Genomic DNA, 23,259 nt, shown 5'->3' on the forward strand with positions numbered 1-23,259 from the left:
CACCCCTCCTGCAGCAAGGCACGCGGACGCAAAAGGGGCTTGAAATCCAGCGTGGAAAGGCGTTTGTGGTGCACGTGGAGCGCGTATCGGGCGCCGCAGCACCATCCAGGGCGGACGCTCGCACCACGGCAGTGCGCAGCAGACCATGCGGCCGCATGGATCACCGGCACCACCCGCCACCATGCCGCATTGACCAGCGTGGCAGCAGCCCCAAGAACCGCTGCAAGACTGAACTCACAGCAGCATCACCCGGCCAAGCAGGCGCAGGCAGAGGCAGCCGCGCCAGAACTACTTCACGCGGGCCCGGATCTCGGGCAGTGCCTTTTGCAGGTAGTACACCATCGACCACACCGTGAGCACGGCAGACGCCCAGATCAGCCAGGTGCCCCACACCCCGGTGTCGATCATGCCGAACAGCCGGGCGTCGTACAGCAGGAAGGGGATGGCCACCATCTGCACCGTGGTCTTGACCTTGCCGATCATGTGCACCGCCACGCTCTTGCTGGCGCCGATCTGCGCCATCCACTCGCGCAGGGCCGAGATGGCGATCTCGCGGCCGATGATGATCAAGGCCACGAACACATCCGCGCGCTGCAGGTGCACCAGCACCAGCAGCGACGCGCAGACCAGGAACTTGTCGGCCACGGGGTCGAGGAAGGCGCCGAAGGACGAGGTCTGGTTGAGCTTGCGCGCCAGGTAGCCGTCGAGCCAGTCGGTGGCCGCGAACACCACGAACATCACCGTGGCGATGAGGTTGCGGGTGGCAGGATCCAGCGGCGCATAGAACACCCCCACGATCAAAGGTATCGCGACAATGCGCGTCCAGGTCATCAGCGTGGGGATCGTCCAGAACATGGCGGCGATTGTGTCACGGCCCGGGGTGGCCCCACGCGCCGCGTTGCATGCACGCACCGCCTGCACGGCCAATGTGATCGTGCAGCAACGCTCCAGGTCAGCGCAGCGCCCGGTAGATCTCTTCCGCCAGCTCGCGCGAAATGCCGTCCACCGTGGCCAGGTCTTCCACGCTGGCCGACGCTACGCCGCGCACGCCGCCAAAGCGCTGCAGCAGCCGCGCACGCTTCTTGGGGCCCACGCCGGCAATCTCCTCCAGCTGCCCGCCGCCCACCCGCACCTTGGCGCGCGCTGCGCGCATGCCGGTGATGGCGAAGCGGTGGGCCTCGTCGCGGATCTGCGCCACCAGCATGAGCGCGGCCGAATCCTTGCCCAGGTAGACCTTCTCGCGGCCGTCGGCAAACACCAGCTCTTCCAGGCCGACCTTGCGGCCCTCGCCTTTCTCGACGCCGACGATGCGCGTGAGGTCAAGCCCCAGGGCCGTGAAGACCTCGCGCGCCACGCCCACCTGGCCCTTGCCCCCGTCGATCAGGACCAGGTCGGGCAGGCGCGCCACGCCCTTGGGCTTGACGGCCCCCACAGCGGCCTCGGTGTCGGGCGGCGGGGCGGCGGCAAAGTCGATGCCCCCGGCTTCGCGTGCGGCCTCCACCACCTTGCTGTAGCGGCGCGTGAGCACCTGGCGCATGGCGGCGTAGTCGTCGCCGCCGGTGATGCCTTCGATCTTGTAGCGGCGGTACTCGCTGCTTTGCATCTTGTGGTGGTGGAACACCACGCACGATGCCTGCGTGGATTCGCCCGCCGTGTGCGAGATGTCGAAGCACTCGATGGTGAGCTGATCCAGATCCTCGGGCGGCAGGTCCAGCGCTTCGGCCAGTGCACGGGTGCGGGCCTGCTGCGAGCCCTCCTCCGCCAACAGGCGGGCCAGTTGCAGGCTGGCGTTCTTTTGCGCCATGTCCAGCCAGGCGCGCCGCTGCTCGCGCGGCTGGTGCACCGCCGTCACGCGCAGGCCCGACTGCTGGGTGAGGGCTTCCATCAGCGCCTTGTCCACCGGCTCGCTCGTCACCAGCAGGGGCGGCACCGGCACGCCGATGTAGTGCTGGGCGATGAAGGCCTCCAGCACCTGCACTTCCACCGGCCGCGCCGGGGCCGCCGCCGTGCTGTCGGCGGCATCGTCCTCGGCCTCTTCGGCAAAGATGGCCGCCGCGTCTTCCACATGCACCGGGAAGTACGGCCGGTCGCCCAGGTGGCGGCCACCGCGCACCATGGCCAGGTTCACACAGGCACGGCCGCCCTGCACCCGCACCGCCAGGATGTCCACGTCCTTGTCGTCCGCAATCTCGATGGACTGCTGGTGCAGCACGCGCGACAGGGCCTGGATCTGGTTGCGCACCTCGGCGGCCTGCTCGAATTGGAGCTTGTCGGAGTGCGCCATCATGCGCTTTTCCATGGCCTGCAGCACCTCCTGCGTCTCGCCGCGCAGCAGCGCCTCCGCATGCTGCACGTCCGAGGCATAGGCTTCGGGCGAGATCAGGTCGACGCAGGGGCCCGTGCAGCGCTTGATCTGGTACAGCAGGCAGGGCCGCGTGCGGTTGGCGAACACCGTGTCCTCGCAGGTGCGCAGCCTGAAGACTTTCTGCAGCAGCTGGATGGTTTCCTTCACCGCCCAGGCGCTGGGGTACGGCCCGAAGTAGCGGTGCTTCTTGTCGACCGAGCCGCGGTAGTACGCCATGCGTGGAAACACCTGCCCCGGCGCCTCGCCGCGCGCAGCACCGCCGGCCACGCCGGTGATCTTGAGATACGGATAGCTCTTGTCGTCCCTGAACAGGATGTTGAACTTGGGGTTCAGCGTCTTGATGAGGTTGTTTTCGAGCAGCAGCGCCTCGGCCTCGGAGCGCACCACCGTGGTCTCCATGCGCGTGATCTTGCTGACCATGTGGCCGATGCGCGTGCCGCCATGGTTCTTGGTGAAGTAGCTCGACACGCGGCGCTTGAGGTGCCGGGCCTTGCCCACGTACAGCAGCGCGCCCTGGGCGTCGAAATAGCGGTAGACACCGGGCAGCGCGGGCAGCGCAGCCACCTGCGCCAACAGTTCTTCGGAATGCACATCAGACATGGCGCGTATTGTGGCCCCACATCCGATCGCTATGAAAATAATAGCTACCAGCGCTTTCCTATCCAGCGACAGCAGCCATTTTCAGCTCACATCATTCAGCTTCGATCTTCGACGTCTTGACCACACCGGCCCAGCCCGCCAGGTCGGCCTTGACCTTGTCGCCCAACTGCTGGGGGCTCTGGTAGTCGGCCGTGGCGCCCTGCTCCTGCGCCTTTTGCTTGAACGCTGCGCTCTGCACCACGGTGCGGATGTCGGCGGTGAGCTTGTCCACCAGGGGCTTGGGCACGGAGGCGGGCACGAACACCGCAAACCAGGAGGTCGCGTCCACCTTGGGGTAACCGGCTTCGGCGGTGGTGGGCACATCGGGCAGGCTGGGCAGGCGCTCCTTGCCGGTGACGGCCAGCACCCGCAGCTTGCCGCTGGCGATGTGGGGCATGAAGGGCGGCGCGGTGCCGAAGGTCAGGTCCACCTGGCCGCCCAGCAGGTCCTGCAGCGCGGGGCCGGTGCCCTTGTAGGGCACGTGGACCATCTTGATGCCGCCCTGCTGCTCCAGCATGGCACCGGTCACGTGCTGCAGCGAGCCATTGCCCGACGACGCGTAATTGAGCTTGCCGGGGTTGGCCTTGGCATAAGCCACCAGTTCGGCCAGCGTCTTCACCGGCAGGTCGTTGCGCACCACGATGATCTGCGGGGCCGAGATCACGTTGGCCACGGGCTGGAAGTCGCCCTGCTCCCACTGCTTTTGCTTGGTCAGGTGGGGCGAGATCACGTGGTAGCCCGAGTACTGCATCAAGAGCGTGTAGCCATCGGCCTCGGCGCGCTTGACGGCCGCCGCCGCAATGCTGCCGTTGCCGCCGCCCTTGTTGTCCACCACCACGGACTGGCCCAGCACCGGCGTGAGCGCCTGGGCGAGCATGCGGGCCGACAGGTCGGTGGTGCCACCGGCTGCGGTGGGCACGACCATGGTGACGGGCTTGCTGGGGTAGGCCCCCTGGGCCCAGGCAGGAGAGGATGCACCGAGCGCCAAGATGGCCAGGGTGGTGGCGCCCAGGGCGGCCCGTGCCGTGAAAGGCCTGCGAGAGAAGGTGGTCATAAAGGTTTTGTCTCCGTTGTTGTGACTGTCAAGAAATGGTGTCGCTGACGGGGGGCCCACGATCAAGCCGGCGCCTATCAACTGCAACCGTTCACGCCGGGCTTGTCGAAGCGCCGCGCAGGGCTTCGGCAAGCTCAACCCGAACGGTGGGTTCGAGTTCAAAGATGCCGACGCAACATGCGCGCGTGCCGGCCGGCGGTCGGCGTTTCAATCCACCGTGGCGCCGGTCTCCTTCACCACGCGCTGCCAGCGGACCAGATCGTCACGCACCAGCGCGCCGAGCTGTGCCGGCGTGCCCTTGAAGGGCTCGCAGCCCACGGCGGCGAGTTTGTCGACCACGTCCTTGTGGTCCAGCGCCTTGGCCACTTCGGCCTGCAGCTGCGCCACTACGGGCGCGGGTGTGCCGGCCGGGGCGAACATCGCGTACCAGGGCGCCTGGCCGAAGCCCTTCAGGGTCTCGCCGATGGTGGGCGCGTCGGGCAAGGCCGCCACGCGCTTTTCATTGACCACGCCCAGCACCTTGAGCTTGCCGGCCTTGATGAACGCGATGGCCGACGGCAGGCTTTGCACCGACAGCGGCACCTGCCCACCCACCACATCGGTCGCAGCCGCGGCCGAGCCCTTGTAGGGGATGTGCTGCAGCTGGATGCCTGCGGCCTTTTGCAGCATCTCGCCGATCAGGTGGTTGAGCGTGCCGTTGCCCGCCGACGCGATCGAATACTTGCCGGGGCTGGCCTTGGCCAGCGTGATCAGCTCGGCCACGTTCTTGGCCGGGAAGGATGGGTGTGCCACCAGCACGTAGCCGGCGGTGGCGATGGGCGCCACGGGCTCGAAGTCCTTGACCGCATCGAAGCCCGCGTTCTTGTACAGCGCGGGGCCGATGACGTGGGCGCTGTCGGCCGTCACCAGCAGGGTGTAGCCGTCGTGCTTGGCCCGCGCCAGGCCCGCGGTGGCCAGCGTGCCGCCTGCGCCGGGGCGGTTGTCCACCACCACGCTCTGGCCCATCTGCTCGGACAGGCGCTGGGCCAGCACGCGGGCGATGGCGTCGTTGGCGCCGCCGGCGGCCTGGGGCACGACCAGCGTGATGGGTTTGGATGGGAACTTGTCTTGTGCGTGCGCGCCGAGCGGCGCGCCGCACGCCATGGCGCCCACGAGCGCGCCCAGCAGCAGGGCGGCGTGTCGGCGGTGGAAGGTGTTGGTTTGGGGCATGGTTGTCTCCTGTCGTTGTATTGCGGTCTTTGCCGCGGTCAGATCAAATCAGGTCACGCTCCGCCACGCTCACGCTGCAGCGCGCGGTCGCGGATGGCATCGAAATCTGCAGGCACGGGGTGCAGGTGCAGCCGGGGGCCGGCCTTGACGATCTGGCTCGGGATGTCGTGCCCGATCAACCCTGGCAGGCGTTCCGCCGCTGCCACCAGCGCGGCCAGGTCCACGCCGGTGTCGTAGCCCATGAGGCCGAGCGCATGCACGATCTCTTCGCTGCACGCATTGCCGCTGGCGCCGGGCGCATAGGGGCAGCCGCCCAGCCCGCCCAGCGATGCGTCGAAGCGGTCCGCCCCCGCATCGATGGCGGCCAGCACATTGGCCAGCCCCATGCCGCGCGTGTTGTGAAAGTGCAGCGTGAAGTCCACGCCCGGCCAGCGCGCACGCGCCGCCGCCGTGATCTGCGCCACCTGGGTGGGAAAGGCCATGCCCGTGGTGTCGCACAGCGTGATGCCGCCCACACCCAGGTCCACGAACCGCTGCACCCAGCCGAGCACCGCAGCCTCGGGCACGTCGCCCCCCATGGGGCAGCCGAACACGCAGGACAGCGACACGTTGACCGCCACGCCCGCAGCGTGGGCCACGGCCACCACCTGGGCCAGCGCAGCGAACGACTGCTCCTGCGTCATGCGCAGGTTGGCGATGTTGTGCGTGGCACTCGCGGACATCACGAGGTTCAGTTCGTCCGTGCGCGCCTCGATGGCGCGCTCGGCCCCGCGCAGATTGGGCACCAGCGCGGTGTACACCACACCCGGGCGCCGCTCGATCTCGCGCATCACGATCTCGGCATCGCGCAGCGCAGGGATGGCGGTGGGCGACGTGAACGAGGTGACCTCGATCTTGGCCAGGCCCGTGGCCGACAGCGCGTTGACGAGCGCGATCTTGTCGTCGGTGGGCACGAAGGCCTGCTCCATCTGCAGGCCGTCGCGCGTGCCGACCTCCTGCATGTGGATACGGCGGCCATGGCCCTGCCAGACGCTGGCGCCGGTCGAACGGGTGGTGGTGGTCATTGGATCACTCCCTTGCTGCGCAGCAGCGCGATCTGCTCTGCCGTCAAACCCGCCTCGGCCAGCACCGCATCGGTGTCGTCGCCCAGGTGCGGCGCGCTCGTGCGGATGCTGCCGGGCGTGCCCGAGAGCTTGGGCACGATGCCCGGCACCTGCACGCTGTAGCCGTCGCGCGTGGGCTGCTGCAACAGCATGTCGCGGGCGCGGTAGTGAGGGTCTTCGGCGATGTCCTTGGCTGTGTAGACCTTGCCGGCCGGAACGCGGGCTGCGCCCAGCGTCTCCATGACTTGCTGCACCGAGTGCGCGGCGGTCCACGCACCGATGGCGGCATCGATCTCTGCCACGCGGGCCACGCGGCCGGCGTTGCTGCCCAGATCGGGCGCGTCGGCCAGGTCCTGCCGGCCGATGGCCGCCATCAGCCGCTTGAAGATGCTGTCGCCATTGCCGGCCACCAGCACCCAGCCGTCGGTGCAGGGGTAGGCGTTGCTGGGCGCGATGCCCGGCAGTGCGCTGCCCGCGGCCTCGCGCACCGCGCCGAACGCGCTGTACTCGGGGATCAGGCTTTCCATCACGTTGAAGACGGCCTCGTGCAGCGCCACGTCGATCACCTGGCCCTGTCCGCCGTTGACCTTGCGGTGGTACAGCGCCGTCAGCACGCCGATGGCGCCGTGCAGCGCGGCCAGCGTGTCGCCGATGGACACGCCCACGCGCACCGGCACGCGGCCCGGTTCGGCCGTCAGGTGGCGCAGGCCGCCCATGGCCTCGCCGATCACGCCGAAGCCCGGCAGGTCGCGGTAAGGGCCCGTCTGGCCGTAGCCCGAGATGCGCAGGATCACGAGGCCCGGGTTGAGCGCGTGCAGTTCATCGGGCGACATGCCCCAGCCCTCCAGCGTGCCGGGGCGGAAGTTCTCGATCAGCACGTCGGCCTCGGCGATCAGGCGGCGGGCGATATCCTGGCCCTCGGCCTGGCGCAGGTCCAGCGCCACCGAGCGCTTGTTGCGCGACTGCACCTGCCACCACACCGACGTACCCTCCTTGATGAGGCGCCAGTTGCGCAGCGGGTCGCCGCCGGGCACGCCGGGCCGCTCGGGGTCGGCCGGGGCTTCGATCTTGATGATCTCGGCGCCGAACTCGCCCAGCGTCTTGCCGCAGAAAGGGCCGGCGATCAGCTGGCCCATCTCGATCACGCGCACGCCGTGCAGGGCGGACGACGAAAAGGGTGAATCCATGGAAATAGGTGTCTCCTCAAAGGTGGGGGCGCGACGCGCCACGCCCCCCCCAAAAACCCCCACACCGTTGATGCTGAGCTTGTCGAAGCGCGGCGCAGCGCACGGCTTCGCCAAGCTCAGTCCGAACGGCGGGTGTATGGGCCAGCTCCGGGCGTGGCTCTCTGTACGTTGGCGCGAATGATGCGCACAGCCTGGCCGTCTGCAAAACGCTGATGCACGAAGCTGCCATCGCAAACCGGCATGGTGGCGCAGCACCAGCGTTACCATCGACACCCCCGCCCACCCGCCCCGCCATGAAGCTCGACCCCGTCTCCCTGCGCCTCTTCGTTGCCGTGATGGAAGAAAGCACCATCGCCGCCGCCGCCGCGCGCGAACATCTGGCCGCATCGGCCGTGAGCCGGCGCCTGGCGGACCTGGAGGGCACGCTGGGCGTGGAGCTGTTCACCCGCAGCAACAAGGGCACCGAGCCCACCGCGGCCGCCTACGCGCTGCTGAACCTGGCGCGCGGCGTGCTGAACGACCTGGACGGCATCGCCAGCCAGATGCGCGAATACGGCGCCGGCGTGCGCGGCCATGTGCGCGTGGTGGCCAACATCTCGGCCATCACGCAGTTCTTGCCTGCGCAGCTGCAGAGCTTCATGGCGCTGCACCCGCAGGTGGACGTGCGGCTGCAGGAGCAGATCAGCACGTCGATAGCCCAGTCGGTGGCCGAGAACGCGGCCGACGTGGGCATCCTGAACCAGGGCCAGTATGGCGACCGGGTGGTGCAGCTACCCTACCGCACCGATGAGCTGGTGCTGCTGGTGCCCACGGGCCATGCGCTGGCACGCCGCAAGAGTGCCCGCCTGGCCGACGCCCTGCCCTACGACTTTGTCGGCGCGCACCCCGGCAGCGCCATCAACAACCAGCTGACCCGGGCTGCGTCCGAGGCCGGCCTGCCGCTGCGGCTGCGCATGCAGGTCACCAGCTACGACGCCCTGTGCCTCATGGTGGCCGCCGGCCTGGGCGTGGGCGTGATGCCGCGCGGCAGCGCCGCCCTGTACAAGGGCACGCAGCCGATCCGCGTCGTGACACTGGACGAGCCCTGGGCGCACCGTCAGCTGGTGCTGTGCGTGCGGTCGGAAGAATCACTCTCCAGCGTGGCACGGCTGCTGGTGGACCACTTGCGCGCGGGATGAGGCGGCACCGATGATCTCGTCCCAACCCCCCACCTTGCCTGCCGATCCCGCCCTGCGCGCCCTGCAGTGGGACGTGTTTTGCCGCGTCATCGACAACTTCGGCGACATCGGCGTGTGCTGGCGCCTGGCCACGCAACTGGCAGCCCACGGCCAGCAGGTGCGCCTGTGGGTGGACGATGCCTCGGCCCTGGCGTGGATGGCGCCCGACGGGTGCCCCGGCGTGGAGGTGCGCGACTGGCATGCCCCGCCGCCCGCAGCCGCCGAGCGTGCGCCCGATGTGATGGTGGAGGCCTTCGGGTGCGAAATTGCTCCTGAATTCATAGCTTACAGCGCGCTCTCAGCAAGCGGTAGCGACCAAAAACCTGTGTGGATCAACCTTGAGTACCTTTCGGCGGAAGGCTATGTGGAGCGCAACCACCGCCTGCCGTCGCTGATCATGTCGGGCCCCGCGGCGGGGTGGACCCGCTGGTTCTTCTACCCCGGCTTCACGCCCGCCACCGGCGGCCTGCTGCGCGAAGACGACCTGATGGACCGGCACGATGCGTTCGACCGCAGCGCCTGGCGGGCGGCGCACGCAGCCGCCACGGGCTCGGCGCCTGCAGACGGGGCCGACGGGGCCGATGCCTGCTGGATCTCGCTGTTCTGCTACGAGCCCCCGGCCTTGCCGGCGCTGCTGCAGCAACTGACCCGGCGGGTCGATGCGCAGCGCGTGCAATTGCTGGTCGCCCCGGGTCGTCCAGCAGCAGCGGTGCACGCCGCGCTGGCTGCCGGCATCCAGGGTGAAAACGGGCCGCAGCGCTTGCCAGATGAGCGCGAGCAGCTATCCATTGCATACCTGCCCGCCCGCCCCCAGCCGGCCTTCGACCACATGCTCTGGGCCTGCGACCTGAACCTGGTGCGCGGCGAGGATTCGCTGGTGCGCGCCCTGTGGGCCGGACAGGCGCTGGTCTGGCACATCTACCCGCAGCACGACAACGCCCACCACGACAAGCTGCGGGCGTTCCTGGACTGGCTGGGCGCGCCGCCCTCGCTGCGGGCTTTTCATGCGGCCTGGAACGCCGTGGACGACACCGCGCTGGTCGTGCCCGACGCGGCCACCCGCGCTGAATGGACCGCCTGCGTGCGGGCCGCGCGTGCCCGGCTGCTGAGTCAGGACCACCTCGTCACGCAACTTTTGGGCTTTGTCGCCGAAAAACGGTAAAATCCAAGGCTTTGCGCAAAACAGGTGCGGCACATCGGTGCACAGCGCTTGCGCATTCCCGCCGCGGAACATGCATCGGCACGGCGCGCCTTCTGCCTTTCCCAGAGAAAGCTGAAAGCCACCGGCCCGCGCGTTGAGCGGCCCCAACCCAAGCAACTCGCTATGAAAATCGCTCAAGAAATCCGCGCCGGCAACGTGATCATGCACGGCAAGGACCCCATGGTTGTCCTGAAGACCGAATACGCCCGTGGCGGCCGCGGCGCAGCCACCGTGCGCATGAAGCTCAAGAGCTTGATCGGCAACTTCGGCACCGAAAACGTGTTCAAGGCCGACGACAAGATCGACAACGTGATCCTGGACAAGAAGGAGTGCACCTACTCCTACTTCGCCGACCCCATGTATGTCTGCATGGACACCGAATACAACCAGTACGAAGTCGAAGCCGAAAACATGGGCGACGCACTGAACTACCTGGAAGACGGCATGTCCCTCGAAGTGGTGTTCTACGACGGCAAGGCCATCTCGGTCGAACTGCCCACCAGCGTCGAGCGCGAAATCACCTGGACAGAACCCGCCGTCAAGGGCGACACGTCCGGCAAGGTGCTCAAGCCCGCCAAGATCGCCACCGGCTTTGAAGTGCCCGTGCCGCTGTTCGTGAGCCAAGGCGACAAGATCGAAATCGACACCCGCACCGGCGAATACCGCAAGCGCGTCTGAACGCCTGAAGCTGCCCGCAGCGCAGCGCAGCTTCAGCCCACAAAAAAGGCTTCCCTCGGGAAGCCTTTTTGTTTTGTGTGCGGCTTTTTCTGATCCAGCGCTTGGTGGGCAAGCGCTGGCAGCTATTTAAACCATAGCAAATCAGACAGCCCGGGCGATCGTCACACCGGCACGGCCACCAGGTCATGCCCCTGCGTGCCCACGATGCGCGCACGGGTGAACTCGCCCACCTTCAGCTGCTTGCTGATCTTCTCGGGCGGCAGCAGGTGCACCACGCCGTCGATCTCGGGCGCATCGGCATAGCTGCGGCCCCGGCCGCCCTTCTTGCCCAGCGCGGGGGCGTGGTCCACCAGCACCTGCATGGTCGCGCCCACGCGGCGCTGCAGCTTGGCGATGGAGACTTCTTCGGCCACGGCCATGAAGCGGGCGCGGCGCTCCTCGCGCACTTCCATCGGCAGCATGCCGGGCAGCTCGTTGGCGGCGGCACCGTTCACGTCGCTGTAGGCAAAGCAGCCTGCGCGGTCGATCTGCGCTTCGCGCACGAAGTCGAGCAGGTGCTGGAACTCTTCTTCGGTCTCGCCTGGAAAGCCCGCAATGAACGTGCTGCGGATCACCAGCTCGGGGCACACCTCGCGCCAGCGCTGGATGCGCTCCAGGTTGCGCTCGCCGCTGGCCGGGCGCTTCATGCGCTTGAGGACATCGGGGTGGCTGTGCTGCAGCGGTACGTCGAGGTACGGCAGCACCTTGCCCGTGGCCATGAGCGGCAGCACCTCGTCCACGCTCGGGTAGGGGTACACATAGTGCAGCCGCACCCAGGCGCCGTAGGGCTCGGCGATCTCGCCCAGCGTCTGCACCAGCTCCAGCATGCGGGTCTTGACGGGCTTGCCGTCCCAGAAACCGGTGCGGTACTTCACGTCCACGCCATAGGCCGAGGTGTCCTGGCTGATCACCAACAGCTCCTTCACGCCGCCCGCGAACAGGGCCTTGGCCTCGCTGAGCACATCGCCCACGGGGCGCGAGACGAGGTCGCCGCGCATCGACGGGATGATGCAGAACGTGCAGCGGTGGTTGCAGCCTTCGCTGATCTTCAGGTAGGCGTAGTGCTTGGGCGTGAGCTTGATGCCCGCAATGCCGAAGCCGCCCGGCACCAGGTCGATGAAAGGGTCGTGCGGCTTGGGCAGGTTCAGGTGGACGGCATCCATGACCTCCTGCGTCGCATGCGGGCCGGTCACGGCCAGCACGCTCGGGTGCATCTCGCGCACCAGGTTGCCACCGCCCTCGGACGCGCGTGCGCCCAGGCAGCCGGTGACGATCACCTTGCCGTTCTCGGCCAGGGCCTCGCCGATCGTGTCCAGGCTCTCCTTGACGGCATCGTCGATGAAGCCGCAGGTGTTGACGATGACCAGATCGGCGCCGTGGAAGGTTTTGGAGGTCTCGTAACCCTCAGCGCTCAGTTGCGTGAGGATGAGTTCGGAGTCGGTCAAAGCCTTCGGGCATCCTAGGGATACAAAGCCGACTTTGGGTGTTTTCGTGGGGGAGAGTACTTCGCTCATCCCCGTATTGTCCCAGTTCCGGCGTTGCACCGGTGGAGGTATCCCTCCATCGCAGGATTTACGCTGCCAGGGGATGCTTAAAACGGGCACGATTCAGGCCAGTGCCACCGTGGATCCGGCTCCGCCGGTCCACCGGAGGCGTCCCCCTTGGGGGAAGCCGCGCAGCGGCTCAGGGGGTCTTATCTTTTAATTCCAAACGCCCCCAGCATCTGCTCCGTCTGCTTTTGCATCTGCTCCTGCATCTGCGTCAGCATGGACTGCGACTGCTCGACGTAGTTGCCCATCATGCCCTTCATCATCGGCGACTGCAGGCTCATGAACTGGGCCCACATTTCGGGCGTCACGCTCTGCGATTGCTCGGCCAGCTTGGCCTGGATGTCGGTGAAGGCCTGCACATTCTTTTCCAGGTAGGCGCCCATGAAGCCCTGCATCGCATGGCCATAGAACCGGATGATGTTGGCCAGTACCGCCTCGGTGAACATCGGGGCGCCGCCGGCCTCTTCTTCCAGAATGATCTGCAGCAGGATGCTGCGGGTCAGGTCATCGCCCGTCTTGGCATCGCGCACCACCACCTGCTCGCGGTCCATGACGAGCTGGCGCACTTCGGCCAGGGTGATGTAGGTGGACGTGTTGGTGTCGTACAGGCGGCGGTTGGGGTATTTCTTGATCACGCGCTGGGCAGACTTGGCGGCAGCGGCGCTTTGCGAATCGGGCACGACGAACTCCTCGGGGTGGTACCCCTTGTATTGCAGTGCAGCAGATTCTAGAAGTCGAACCCCTGCAGGCGGCGCAGGATAACCCTAATGGGGCGAAAGCCGCGCCGCATGGCGCGCACGGCGTGGCGATATCGGTCTTGGCTGACATGGCCAGGCCGGGTGATTCCCGACAATGCATCCAGACCACATCACGCGGGAAAGCATCACCATGGCTGACAGCACCACAAGCAAAGTCGACAAGGCCGAGAAGGAAATCGGCAACGTCCTGGCGGACCTGGAAAACGAGACCGATTCGGAAGTCCAGAAGATCGCCCTGGAGGACATGGTGGAAGTCGACCCATCGACCGGCAAGCCGGCGGTGCACAAGGGCGTGGATGTCACCGTCACGCCACGCCCCAAGCGGCAATGGATTCGCTAGGCATGCCATCCACCGGCCTATCCATCACGCGATCACACCTTCGGGCATTGAGCACACCTGCAGCCTGCTGCCTCCGGCGCCTTTGCGATGCTTGAGTTTCCATCGCTCACTCCCTGGTCATCCACAGGGCTCATCGCCCTCGCCGCGGCCTTGGTGGCCGCTGTCGCCCACCGCATAGCCGCAGCGGTGCTGCGCCGGGTGACCACCCCGCTTCCCCTGGTGCACACCGTGGTGGTGGCGTGCATCCCTGTCATGCGCGTGTTGCTGCCCCTGATCGCACTGCAGGCGGTCTGGCAAGGCGCCAGCGACGACCTGCCGCACATCGCAGGGGTGCGGCATTTGAACGGGCTGGCGCTCATCGCGGGCACCTGCTGGCTGGCCATCACGGCGATACAGGCCTTGGCCAATGGCATTGTGGCACGCCACCCTGCGGACGTCGAAGACAACCTCACCGCCCGACGCATCGCCACCCAGGCGCGTGTGCTGGCACGCACCGCCATGACGGGTGTGGTGATGGCCGGCGTGGCGCTGATGCTGATGACATTTCCGGGCGCGCGCCAGGTGGGGGCCAGCCTGCTCGCATCGGCCGGCGTGGTGGGGATCGTGGCGGGCATCGCGGCGCGGCCTGTGTTCAGCAACATGATCGCAGGGCTGCAGATCGCGCTGGCCCAGCCCATCCGCATCGACGACGTGCTCATCATCGAAGGCGAGTGGGGCCGCGTGGAAGAAATCACGTCCACCTATGTGGTACTGCGCATCTGGGACGAGCGCCGGCTGATCATTCCGCTGCAGTGGTTCATCGAGCACCCCTTTCAAAACTGGACGCGCACGAGCTCTGAAATCCTGGGCACGGTGTTTCTGTACGCTGACTACCGCCTGCCCTTGGAGCCTTTGCGGGCCGAGCTTCAGCGCGTGCTGGCTACCGCGCCCGAATGGGACAAGCGGGTGAACGTGCTGCAGCTGACCGACGTCACCGAGCGCACCATCCAGATCCGGGTGCTGGTCTCGGCACGGTCCTCCGGGCTGGCGTTCGACCTGCGATGCAGGGTTCGCGAAGCGCTGGTCACCTTTATCCAGCGGGAGTATCCGGACTGCCTGCCGCAGGTGCGCATTCCCGAGGGGTCACCAGCCAGCTTGCACACACCATCGGCACAGGCAGGACCGTCAGCTCAGGCCCCCACAGCGGGTTGACCTTGCGTTGTCATCACTCCACCGCAGCGAGGTCGGCATGTTGGCTGGCAGAACGCCCCGCGGCCATCGCCTAACGTCAGGTTTTGAACGCTTTATCCCTACCCCAAGGAACGACGCCATGGAAACACCAGCCCCCTCCCCTGTCCCGCCATTCCCACCCGTTGACAACCCGCCACCGTGGTCCCCGGAATCGCCGCAAGGAGACCCACCCGCCCAGCCCGGAACCCCACCGGTGCAGGACCCTCCTCCGCATTTCAATTGAAGTGACTGCAACGAAAAATGCCAGCCTGACGGCTGGCATTTCTTTGGGATGGAGTGTCTATTTGACGCAGCAGGCAGTTACAGATGCAAGCGCGTCGCTGATGGGCCCATGGCGCGCGTTGCACGGTACCTCATTTGGTGTGAGCACCGCCACTGGTCAAGGCCGCATGATTGATCGCAATCACCTGGGCGATTCCCAGAATGTCCGCACGGGTGATGGCCGCGGACGGGAACAACTCCGTGGCAAGACTCTGCGCCTCCTGGATCTGCGCCGAAGCCAGCACACACGATTGGTGCAATGTGCGCGCCAGCGCGATGTTCGAATCTTGGGCCATGTGGGTTCCTCCGTGAGTTGATGAAGCAGTATGACCGGGGACGGCCCGGTCGATCAACACTGTTCCACAACTCCGTGCTCACGCACTCAGAATTGGTAGCCCATCTTGAAGTACGCCACCATCAAGACAGCCATCACCGACGCAAAGGCGGCCAGCCAGAACACGCGAATGTCGTACATGCCCATCTCGGGATCAGTGTCTACAACGTTGTGGCCAGAAGTCTGTGGGTTGGTCGAGATATTCATGATGTAACCCTTTAGTCTGTGTGAGCCTAGAAGGTAACTTCCCGCCCTTACCCGCACTGTCAGACAAAAGCCAATCGTCACGAGGAGTTACGGCCGTCACCATGAGACGGACGGACGGACGGGACGGAACAGGCTCAGAGAGCGACATGCTCGACGACGTGCCATGCGACTCGAATCCCGGAAACAAAAAAGCCGCTCTGCGAGAGCGGCTTGAATTTGTATGCCAAATTTTCAGATTATTGAAGCCTGGTCTGCTTCAAAAGAAAACTTGGTAGGCGCGATTGGACTCGAACCAACGACCCCCACCATGTCAAGGTGGTGCTCTAACCAGCTGAGCTACGCGCCTGTCGTTGTTTAGACCACGATTATAGCCATAAAAAACAGGCGTTTTGAAATGTGCAGCGAAATCATTGCAAGGCTGCTGCCATCACTCATCAACGCCGACGCGCCGAACGCACCCCCGGCACACCCGACACGATGCCCAGCACCTTGTTCAGCCGCCCCGAGTCGGCGACCTCGACCGTGAACGTCATCCAGGCCGTGCCTTTGACCGACTGGGTCTGCACGCCGATCACGTTGGTCTTCTCGCGCGCAAAGACTTCCGAGATGTCACGCAGCAGCCCCTGGCGGTCTGCGGCTTCCACGGCCACGTCGACGGGGTAGACGGCAGCCTGCGCGGCGGTTTTGGGCACGCCCCACTCCACCTCGATCACCCGCTCCACGCTGCGCGCCGCCATCTCGCGGAAGTTGCTGCAGTCCGCGCGGTGCACGCTCACGCCGTTTCCGCGGGTGACGAAGCCGCGGATGTCATCCGGCGGCGCGGGCTTGCAGCATTTGGCCAGCTGCGTCATCAATGAATCGATGCCCACCACCAGCACGCCGCCCTTGGGCGCCGATTCGTTGGTGCGGGTCTTCTTGAGCAGCAGGTAGTCGTCGGGCTGCCGCACCGGCTCGGGCGGGCGCAGCACGGTCTCTATGTTGCGCAGCGAAAACTCGTCCTTGCCCACCACTTCGAACAATGCGTCGGCGGACTTGAACCCGAGCTGCGCCGCCAGGTCGTCCAGCCTCATGGCCGTCCTGCCTTCGCGCTGCAGCAGCTTCTCGACCGCTTCCCGGCCGCGGCCGATGGTTTCATGCGTGGCCTGCGCGTTGAACCAGGCGCGCACCTTGGCCTTGGCGCGGTGGCTGGTCAGGTAGCCCAGATCGGCGTTGAGCCAGTCGCGCGACGGGCGGCCTTCCTTGACGGTGGCAATTTCGACCGTCTGCCCGTTTTGCAGCGGGGTGTTGAGTGGCACCATGGCGCCATCCACACGAGCGCCACGGCAGCGATGCCCCACGCTGGTGTGCACGGCATAGGCAAAGTCCACGGGGGTCGCGCCCTGCTGCAGTTCCACCACGGCCGCGTCGGGGGTCAGCACGTAGATGCGGTCTTCGAAGAGGCCGCTGTTGGACTCGGTGGTGCCCGACAGGTCCCGCTCCCAGGCCAGCAACTGGCGCAGCACGGCGATCTTGGCGTCGTACTCGCCTGTGGCGGACACGCCCGCATAGCCCTTGCTGCCGGCCTCCTTGTAGGCCCAGTGGGCCGCCACGCCGTGCTCGGCATGGTCGTGCATGGCCTGCGTGCGGATCTGGATTTCGATGGGCTTGCCGTTGTCGTCGCGCACGATGGTGTGCAGCGACTGGTAGCCGTTGGGCTTGGGTTTGGCGATGTAGTCGTCGAACTCCTCGACGATGGGCTTGAATTGCTGGTGCACCCAGCTGAGGGCCGCGTAGCAGTCCTTGACCGTGGGCACGACCACGCGCAGCGCGCGGATGTCCAGCACCTGGTCGAAGTTGAGCGACTTGCCGCGCATCTTCTTGACGATGCTGTAGATGTGCTTGGGGCGGCCCTGCACGCTGGCGCTGATGCTGTGCGCGCGCAGGTCGGCCTCGACGCGCGAGCGCAACTGCACCATGTAGACCTCGCGCTCGCCGCGTTTCTCGTCGAGCAGGCGGGCGACTTCCTTGTAGGTGTCCGGCTCCAGAAACCGGAACGACAGGTCTTCCAGCTCCCACTTGATCTGCCAGATGCCCAGGCGGTTGGCCAGCGGCGCAAACACCTGCAGCGACTCACGCGCCAGGCTGGGCGGAACGGGCCGCTTGCTGGCGGCATGAAAGCGCAGCGTCTGCAGGCGCGAGGCCAGGCGCAGCATGACCACCCGCAGGTCGCGCGAGAAGGCCAGCAGCATCTTGCGCACGTTCTCGGTCTGCAACGCCTGGCCATCCACACGGTCCCCGGCGCGGGCCTGCTGCTGCACCCGCATGAGCTTGGTGGTCTCTACCGCCAGCGCGGCGAAGTTCTCGCCAAACGCCTTGGAGATCACGTCGTGCGGCTTGGCCAGGTGAATGCAGGCATGCACCAGATAGCTGGCCGCCTGCATGGCTTCGGAGCCGCCGATGCCTTTGAGGATGGCCGCCACGGCGTCAGCATGGGCCAGCGTGTTCTCCCCCGAATCGAGGGTTTCGCCCGCCATCAACGGCTCGGCAAAGGCCCGTGCGCGCACCAGCGCATTCACCTGCTCCGGCAGTGTGTGCGCCGTGGCCGCGATGAGCTGAGGAACGGCGTCTGGCTGGGGGGATGCGGTCGCAGCAGCGGATAGGTTGGTTTTCATTCCGCCGTCGCACCTTCTGCTGCCAGCAAGAAACCCGTGACGGCGGCGACCTGGTCAGCCGCCACCAGCGTGGGCGCATGCCCCACGCCTTCGAACTCCACCACATGCGCACGGGGACCGCGCTGCGTCATGGCCTGCGCCGTATCGCGGGACAGCAGATCGGACTGGGCTCCACGCAACAGCAGCGTGCGCGCCGTGATGTGGTCGTACAGGTGCCAGAGCGCCGCTTCGCCCGCAGCCGCCGAGTCTTGCGTCAATGTCTTGAAAGGCACGGCGATCTGGGGGTCGTAATGCAGCGTCACGCCACCGTCCGGCAGGGGCCGCACCATCGCCCGCGACAGCTCAAGCCACTGGGCCTCGGTGTGCGGCCCGAAGCTCGTGGAGATCGCCCACATCGCCTGGGCCGCCTGCTCCACCGATTCAAAGCGGGCCATCTGCCCCAGGTACTGCCCGATGCGCTGCAGCGCCTGCCACTGAATGACGGGCCCGACATCGTTGAGCACCATGCGGCGCACTGGCACCGGCAAGGGCAGGCCCGGCTGGCCCGCAATGCCCATGCCGATGAGCCCCCCCATGCTGGTGCCCACCCAATCCAGGGTGCTGATGGGTGCCTGCTGGTGCAGTCGCGCCACCAGCGACAGCATGTCGGCGGCGTATTGGGGAATCTGATAGCCCATGGGGTCTGCCAGCCAGTCGCTGCGGCCCCGGCCCACCACGTCGGGGCACACCACGCGCGCATGGCGGGCGAGCTCTGCGGCCAAGGTATCGAAGTCGCGCCCCTGCCGCGAAAGACCATGCACGCAGACGATCACGTGCGGGTGCGCGGGATCGCCCGTCGCATTCCACTCCCAGTACGCCATGCGATGCTGCTGTGCAGGGGCAGGCGCTGCGCCTGCTGACACCGGTGCGGCCGCAGGGCCGGGGCACAGTACGTAGTTCAGCGTAGGTTCAATCATGGGGGGCGGAATCCGGGAGCAGCGCTTGATAATCAGCTGCGTTGCATCGTAATTCATTCGGGAGAGACTCTCATGCTGAAAGGCAAAACCGCCCTCGTCACCGGCTCCACCAGCGGTATCGGCCTGGGCATCGCCAAGGCCCTGGCCCGCCAGGGCGCCAACATCGTGCTCAACGGTTTCGGCGATGTGGACGGCCCGCGCGCCGAAGTGCTGGCCGCCGGCGAATCTGCAGGCATCCAGGTGGCCTACCACGGTGCCGACATGAGCCGCGCGGCGGACATCGAAGACATGATGAAGTACAGCGCCTCGCAGTTCGGGCGGGTGGACATCCTGGTCAACAACGCAGGCATTCAGCACGTGGCCAACGTGGAGGATTTCCCCGTGGAGCGCTGGGACGCGGTGATGGCCATCAACCTCTCCAGCGCCTTCCACACCTCGCGCCTGGCGCTGCCCGGCATGAAGAGCGCCAACTGGGGCCGCATCATCAATGTGGCTTCGGTTCACGGCCTGGTGGGTTCGGCACAGAAATCGGCCTACGTGGCCGCCAAGCACGGCATCGTCGGGCTGACGAAGGTCACCGCGCTGGAGAACGCCACGACGGGCGTCACCTGCAACGCCATCTGCCCCGGCTGGGTGCTCACCCCGCTGGTGCAAAAGCAGGTGGACGCCAAGGCGCAGGAGCACGGCCTGTCGAACGAAGACGCCAAGAAGCTGCTGCTGGGCGAAAAAGAGCCCTCGATGCAGTTCACCACCCCCGAGGAGCTGGGCGAACTGGCGGTGTTCTTCTGCTCCCCCGCCGCGAACAACGTACGTGGTGTGGCCTGGAACATGGACGGCGGCTGGGCCGCGCAGTAAACCCGGCAGGCCTGCGGGTCGGGCGCCGTGGCGCCGTCCCGGAAAAAAAGCGCCAGCCAAGATGGCCGGCGCTTTTTCCTTGTTCCATTTGGCTTCACCCCCTCGCGCCTTCAACGCCTGGTGGCGGGCCGTTCCATCAACGCATCTGCACGGAGCCGGACACGTTCACGATGACCTGGGCCTTGCCGGCTTCCACCGGTACCGCGGAATCCGAGAACGAACCCATCTTGGCCTCGGCAGCCATCATGCGGGGGCGAGGACCAGGCATCGACTCATTGCTGTTGACCGCCACTTCGCGCAGGCTGTAGTTGCTGAAACCAAAGCCCTTGGCCAGTTCTGCCGCACGCGCCTTGAACTGCTCGATGGCTTGAGTCTGGGCCTCGCCCTCGACCTTGGCACGCGCCTCGCGCGACAAGCCGAAGGCCACCTGGCTGATGGACATTGTCTGGATCTTGCCGGCAGTGGTGGTGATGCGCGAGAAGTCACGCCCTTCCAGCACCAGCTCCGCCCGGCCCTGCCAGCCATTGATCTTGCCGTCCTTGCCATAACGCGGGTACAGGCCGAACGGGCCCGTGCGCACATCCAGCTGGCCGGGCTGCGCATTGCGCTTGGCTTCGGTCAGGGCCGTGTCAAGCGCCTGCTTGAGCTGGGTCTGCACTGTGGCTGCGTCGGCTGCCTCCTTGCTGGTGGCGAGGTTGAGCACCAGCAGGTCCTGCTGCACTTCGACCGTGCCTGTGGCCGACAACTGCACCACATTGCGCGGCTCGGGTACGGGCGCAGCGGTTTGGGCAAAAGAGGCTCCAGCGCAAGCCAGCAAAGCGCTGGCAGCTATCATTTTGGTAGTTTTTTTCACGGTCTGAATGTCCTTCAAGGCAAAACACAGCCTCCATGCGGGCATGTGCGGGCTTCACCATAACCGCACGGGATGGCAGCACGTTTGAACCACGGCGCACCAGCGTGCGAAGCTGGGCAAAACTTGTAACAGTTGGTCAAACCACCCCCCAAAACCCGAACTTCGGCGTTCCAAGTGGTCAGAATCGGCTCTGTTACAAATTGGACTTGAGATCTACATGGCCACAACAACCAATCGCACCGACAAAGTTCTCGTGGTGGACGACGACGCCCGTATCCGTGATCTGCTGCGCCGCTATCTGACGCAGGAAGGCTTCGAGGTCATGGTCGCTGAAGACGGCAAGGCCCTGAACCGCCTGCTGCTGCGCGAGACGGTGGACATCATCGTGCTCGACCTGATGATGCCGGGCGAAGATGGCTTGTCGATCTGCCGCCGACTGCGCGCCGCCAATGACCGCACCCCCATCATCATGCTCACCGCCAAGGGCGAGGACGTGGACCGCATCGTCGGCCTGGAAGTGGGCGCCGACGACTACCTGGGCAAGCCTTTCAACCCCCGCGAACTCCTCGCCCGCATCCATGCCGTGCTGCGCCGCCGCCCCGCGCAGGAAGCCCCCGGTGCCCCGTCGGGCGACAACGAGGTCGTCACCTTCGGCCCATTCACCTTCGACCTGGGCACGCGCGCCCTGCAGCGCAATGGTGAAGAACTGCCGCTGACCACCGGCGAATTCGCAATGCTCAAGGCGCTGGTGCGCCACCCGCGCCAGCCGCTGTCCCGCGAAAAGCTGGCCCTGCTGGCCCGCGGCCGCGAGTTCGAGCCCTTCGACCGCAGCCTGGACGTGCAGGTTTCGCGCCTGCGCAAGCTGGTCGAGGTCGATGCGGCCGCGCCGCGCTACATCCAGACGGTGTGGGGCGTGGGCTACGTGTTCGTGCCGGACGGAACCAGCTGAGCCCCTCTTCATGCGAAAGAATGACGGCAAGCCGAGACCCCCTTTCCGGCAATCCGTGACCGCCCCGCCCGACGCCACCAGCCCCGCGCCGCTCGAAGCCCTGCGCCTTGCGCGGGAGCAGCGCGCGCGCGTGGGGCTCAACCTTTTCTGGCGCACGTTCTTCCTGCTGGCCTTGCTGCTGGTGGGCAGTATCCTGGCCTGGCTGCAGACGCTGCGGGCGCTGGAGTTCGAGCCGCGCACGCTGCACACCGCGCAGCAGATCGCATCGCTGGTCAACCTGAGCCGCGCGGCACTGGTGCACTCGGATGCGATTGCACGTGTCTCGCTGATCAAGACCATGGCGGACCAGGAAGGTGTGCGCATCCTCCCGCGTGAGCCCAAGGACAAGTTCGAGCTGCTCGAAGGCACGGCCCTGGGCAACCGCCTCACCGACGAGCTCACCCAGCGCCTGGGGCCCGACACCATCGTGGCCCAGAACGTGAACGGCGAGACCGGCCTGTGGGTGGGTTTTAACATCAACGGCGACCCCAACTGGCTGCTGATGGACCGCTCGCGGTTCAGCCCGGCTGGCGGCCGCACCTGGCTGATCTGGCTCATCACCGCGGGCGCCCTGTCGCTGGCGGGTGCTGCGGCCATCGCGCGGCTGATCAACCGGCCGCTCAAGCAGCTGTCGTACGCTGCCAACCGCGTCAAGGACGGCGACTTCGCAGCCAGCCACCTGGATGAAGAGGTGGTGACCAGCGAGATCCGCGAGGTCAACATCGGCTTCAACCGCATGGCGCAAAAGCTGGCCAAGCTGGAGCAGGACCGCGCGGTGATGCTGGCCGGCATCTCGCACGACCTGCGCACGCCCCTGGCGCGCCTGCGGCTCGAAACCGAGATGAGCGTGAACGATGAGGTCGCCCGCGAGCACATGGTGGCGGACATCGTGCAGCTCGACGCCACCATCGACAAGTTCCTGGATTACGCGCGCCCTGACCACGTCACGCTCACTCCAGTGAACCTTCATGCCGTGGTGTCGTCGTGCGTCTACGCCGTGCAGGACCACCGCGAGCTGCAGATCACGATGTCGGTCCCCGAGGACCTGAACGTGCTGGCCGACGAGGTGGAACTGGCGCGCGTGATCTCCAACCTGCTGGAAAACGCGCGGCGCTACGGCAAGGCGGAGGACACCGGCATCACCAACGTGGACATCGCCGCCAAGGGGCGCGAGAACTGGGTGCTGGTCAAGCTGCGCGACCACGGCCCGGGTGTGCCGCCCGAGCAGTTGTCCAACCTGACCAAGCCCTTCTTCCGCGGCGACTCGGCGCGCACCGCAGCGGCGGGCGCGGGCCTGGGCCTGTCCATCGTGGACAAGACCGTGCAGCGCATGGGCGGCATCTTCGCGCTGGCCAACTCCAGCACGGGCGGCCTGGTGGCGCACCTGCAGCTGCAGCGCGCCACAGGGCTGCCGGATGGCGCCGACCCCAAGCAGCGGCTGCAACGCCCGTCCGTCAAGCGCCAGTTGCCCCGGCGCCGCGCCGAAGACCGGACGGCCTGAGCCGCCCTCTTTCCCCAATGCAAAAAGCCCCGGACTTCGGGGCTTTTTGCTTTGTGCCGTTCCGCACCTGGGCTGAGGTGGCT

General features: G+C 66.5%; 21 protein-coding genes and 1 tRNA gene. 8 read left to right on the plus strand and 14 right to left on the minus strand.

The genetic code is table 11. The annotated features are described in order from the left end of the window. Positions 1–288: 288 nt before the first annotated feature. From pgsA to ASG27_RS15940, 6 genes are all read right to left on the minus strand, one after another. Positions 289–855 (minus strand): CDP-diacylglycerol--glycerol-3-phosphate 3-phosphatidyltransferase, encoded by a 567-nt coding sequence (pgsA, locus tag ASG27_RS15915; RefSeq protein ID WP_056421153.1) that lies wholly within the window; start codon positions 853–855, stop codon positions 289–291. A gap of 97 nt (positions 856–952) precedes the next feature. Further along, positions 953–2,965, minus strand: coding sequence for an excinuclease ABC subunit UvrC (gene uvrC, locus ASG27_RS15920; RefSeq protein WP_056421151.1), 2,013 nt, complete (start codon positions 2,963–2,965; stop codon positions 953–955). 91 nt (positions 2,966–3,056) lie between these two features. Next, the gene (locus ASG27_RS15925) at positions 3,057–4,058 is read right to left on the minus strand and encodes a Bug family tripartite tricarboxylate transporter substrate binding protein (protein ID WP_056421149.1); all 1,002 of its coding nucleotides are present in this window, start codon (positions 4,056–4,058) and stop codon (positions 3,057–3,059) included. A gap of 207 nt (positions 4,059–4,265) precedes the next feature. Next, on the minus strand, positions 4,266–5,267 hold the full coding sequence (locus ASG27_RS15930) for a Bug family tripartite tricarboxylate transporter substrate binding protein (protein WP_056421148.1): 1,002 nt from the start codon (positions 5,265–5,267) through the stop codon (positions 4,266–4,268). Positions 5,268–5,320: 53 nt separating this feature from the next. After that, positions 5,321–6,331, minus strand: a complete 1,011-nt coding sequence (locus ASG27_RS15935; protein ID WP_056421147.1) for a hydroxymethylglutaryl-CoA lyase — start codon at positions 6,329–6,331, stop codon at positions 5,321–5,323. Continuing rightward, positions 6,328–7,557, minus strand: a complete 1,230-nt coding sequence (locus ASG27_RS15940) for a CaiB/BaiF CoA transferase family protein (RefSeq protein ID WP_056421146.1) — start codon at positions 7,555–7,557, stop codon at positions 6,328–6,330. The genes ASG27_RS15935 and ASG27_RS15940 overlap by 4 nt, the downstream gene beginning before the upstream one ends. A gap of 293 nt (positions 7,558–7,850) precedes the next feature. Between ASG27_RS15940 and ASG27_RS15945 the strand changes: the two genes are divergently transcribed. The 3 genes from ASG27_RS15945 (at position 7,851) to efp (ending at position 10,653) form a co-directional block, all read left to right on the plus strand. Further along, positions 7,851–8,735 carry a LysR family transcriptional regulator gene (locus tag ASG27_RS15945; RefSeq protein WP_056164942.1) on the plus strand — a complete coding sequence of 295 codons (885 nt, stop codon included), beginning with the start codon at positions 7,851–7,853 and terminating at the stop codon, positions 8,733–8,735. A 34-nt stretch (positions 8,736–8,769) separates the two neighbouring features. Beyond that, positions 8,770–9,936, plus strand: a complete 1,167-nt coding sequence (earP, locus tag ASG27_RS15950; RefSeq protein ID WP_235508467.1) for an elongation factor P maturation arginine rhamnosyltransferase EarP — start codon at positions 8,770–8,772, stop codon at positions 9,934–9,936. A gap of 162 nt (positions 9,937–10,098) precedes the next feature. Continuing rightward, the gene (efp, locus tag ASG27_RS15955) at positions 10,099–10,653 is read left to right on the plus strand and encodes an elongation factor P (RefSeq protein ID WP_056421144.1); all 555 of its coding nucleotides are present in this window, start codon (positions 10,099–10,101) and stop codon (positions 10,651–10,653) included. 161 nt (positions 10,654–10,814) lie between these two features. On the opposite strand, the gene rimO is transcribed toward efp, so the two are convergent. Then, positions 10,815–12,206 carry a 30S ribosomal protein S12 methylthiotransferase RimO gene (gene rimO / locus ASG27_RS15960; protein WP_056421143.1) on the minus strand — a complete coding sequence of 464 codons (1,392 nt, stop codon included), beginning with the start codon at positions 12,204–12,206 and terminating at the stop codon, positions 10,815–10,817. Positions 12,207–12,385: 179 nt separating this feature from the next. Beyond that, positions 12,386–12,922: a polyhydroxyalkanoate synthesis repressor PhaR gene (gene phaR, locus ASG27_RS15965; RefSeq protein WP_056421142.1), complete on the minus strand. Its 537-nt coding sequence runs from the start codon at positions 12,920–12,922 to the stop codon at positions 12,386–12,388. Between the two features lie 208 nt (positions 12,923–13,130). Here phaR and ASG27_RS15970 point away from each other — a divergent pair, with 208 nt between their 5' ends. Both ASG27_RS15970 and ASG27_RS15975 read left to right on the plus strand, forming a co-directional pair. Continuing rightward, positions 13,131–13,340: a hypothetical protein gene (locus ASG27_RS15970; RefSeq protein WP_200912471.1), complete on the plus strand. Its 210-nt coding sequence runs from the start codon at positions 13,131–13,133 to the stop codon at positions 13,338–13,340. An 87-nt stretch (positions 13,341–13,427) separates the two neighbouring features. Then, on the plus strand, positions 13,428–14,531 hold the full coding sequence (locus ASG27_RS15975; protein WP_056421136.1) for a mechanosensitive ion channel family protein: 1,104 nt from the start codon (positions 13,428–13,430) through the stop codon (positions 14,529–14,531). A gap of 392 nt (positions 14,532–14,923) precedes the next feature. Here ASG27_RS15975 and ASG27_RS15980 read toward each other — a convergent pair whose 3' ends face one another. The 5 genes from ASG27_RS15980 to ASG27_RS15995 all read right to left on the minus strand — a co-directional run bounded on the left by ASG27_RS15980 (position 14,924) and on the right by ASG27_RS15995 (position 18,979). After that, positions 14,924–15,127 carry a hypothetical protein gene (locus tag ASG27_RS15980; protein ID WP_056421134.1) on the minus strand — a complete coding sequence of 68 codons (204 nt, stop codon included), beginning with the start codon at positions 15,125–15,127 and terminating at the stop codon, positions 14,924–14,926. An 86-nt stretch (positions 15,128–15,213) separates the two neighbouring features. Then, positions 15,214–15,372, minus strand: a complete 159-nt coding sequence (locus ASG27_RS26820; RefSeq protein ID WP_156370875.1) for a hypothetical protein — start codon at positions 15,370–15,372, stop codon at positions 15,214–15,216. 269 nt (positions 15,373–15,641) lie between these two features. After that, positions 15,642–15,718 (minus strand) — tRNA-Val (locus ASG27_RS15985). A gap of 88 nt (positions 15,719–15,806) precedes the next feature. After that, positions 15,807–18,023 carry a RelA/SpoT family protein gene (locus ASG27_RS15990; RefSeq protein ID WP_056421132.1) on the minus strand — a complete coding sequence of 739 codons (2,217 nt, stop codon included), beginning with the start codon at positions 18,021–18,023 and terminating at the stop codon, positions 15,807–15,809. Then, on the minus strand, positions 18,020–18,979 hold the full coding sequence (locus ASG27_RS15995) for an alpha/beta fold hydrolase (protein WP_056421302.1): 960 nt from the start codon (positions 18,977–18,979) through the stop codon (positions 18,020–18,022). Before ASG27_RS15995 ends, ASG27_RS15990 begins: the two co-directional genes overlap by 4 nt. A 72-nt stretch (positions 18,980–19,051) precedes the next feature. On the opposite strand from ASG27_RS15995, the gene ASG27_RS16000 reads away from it, so the two are divergent. Continuing rightward, a complete protein-coding gene (locus tag ASG27_RS16000; protein ID WP_056421130.1) occupies positions 19,052–19,834 on the plus strand; it encodes a 3-hydroxybutyrate dehydrogenase in 783 nt (260 codons plus the stop codon). A 136-nt stretch (positions 19,835–19,970) separates the two neighbouring features. On the opposite strand, the gene ASG27_RS16005 is transcribed toward ASG27_RS16000, so the two are convergent. Next, positions 19,971–20,669 (minus strand): SIMPL domain-containing protein, encoded by a 699-nt coding sequence (locus tag ASG27_RS16005; protein ID WP_056421129.1) that lies wholly within the window; start codon positions 20,667–20,669, stop codon positions 19,971–19,973. A gap of 235 nt (positions 20,670–20,904) precedes the next feature. On the opposite strand from ASG27_RS16005, the gene ompR reads away from it, so the two are divergent. Further along, complete coding sequence (gene ompR / locus ASG27_RS16010) at positions 20,905–21,636, plus strand: osmolarity response regulator transcription factor OmpR (protein ID WP_010460834.1); 732 nt, start codon at positions 20,905–20,907, stop codon at positions 21,634–21,636. A 10-nt stretch (positions 21,637–21,646) separates the two neighbouring features. Further along, the gene (locus ASG27_RS16015) at positions 21,647–23,176 is read left to right on the plus strand and encodes an ATP-binding protein (protein WP_056421127.1); all 1,530 of its coding nucleotides are present in this window, start codon (positions 21,647–21,649) and stop codon (positions 23,174–23,176) included. The last annotated feature ends 83 nt before the right edge of the window (positions 23,177–23,259 follow it).

This window comes from Acidovorax sp. Leaf191 (assembly GCF_001424425.1).
In the GTDB taxonomy this organism is placed as follows: domain Bacteria; phylum Pseudomonadota; class Gammaproteobacteria; order Burkholderiales; family Burkholderiaceae_C; genus Acidovorax.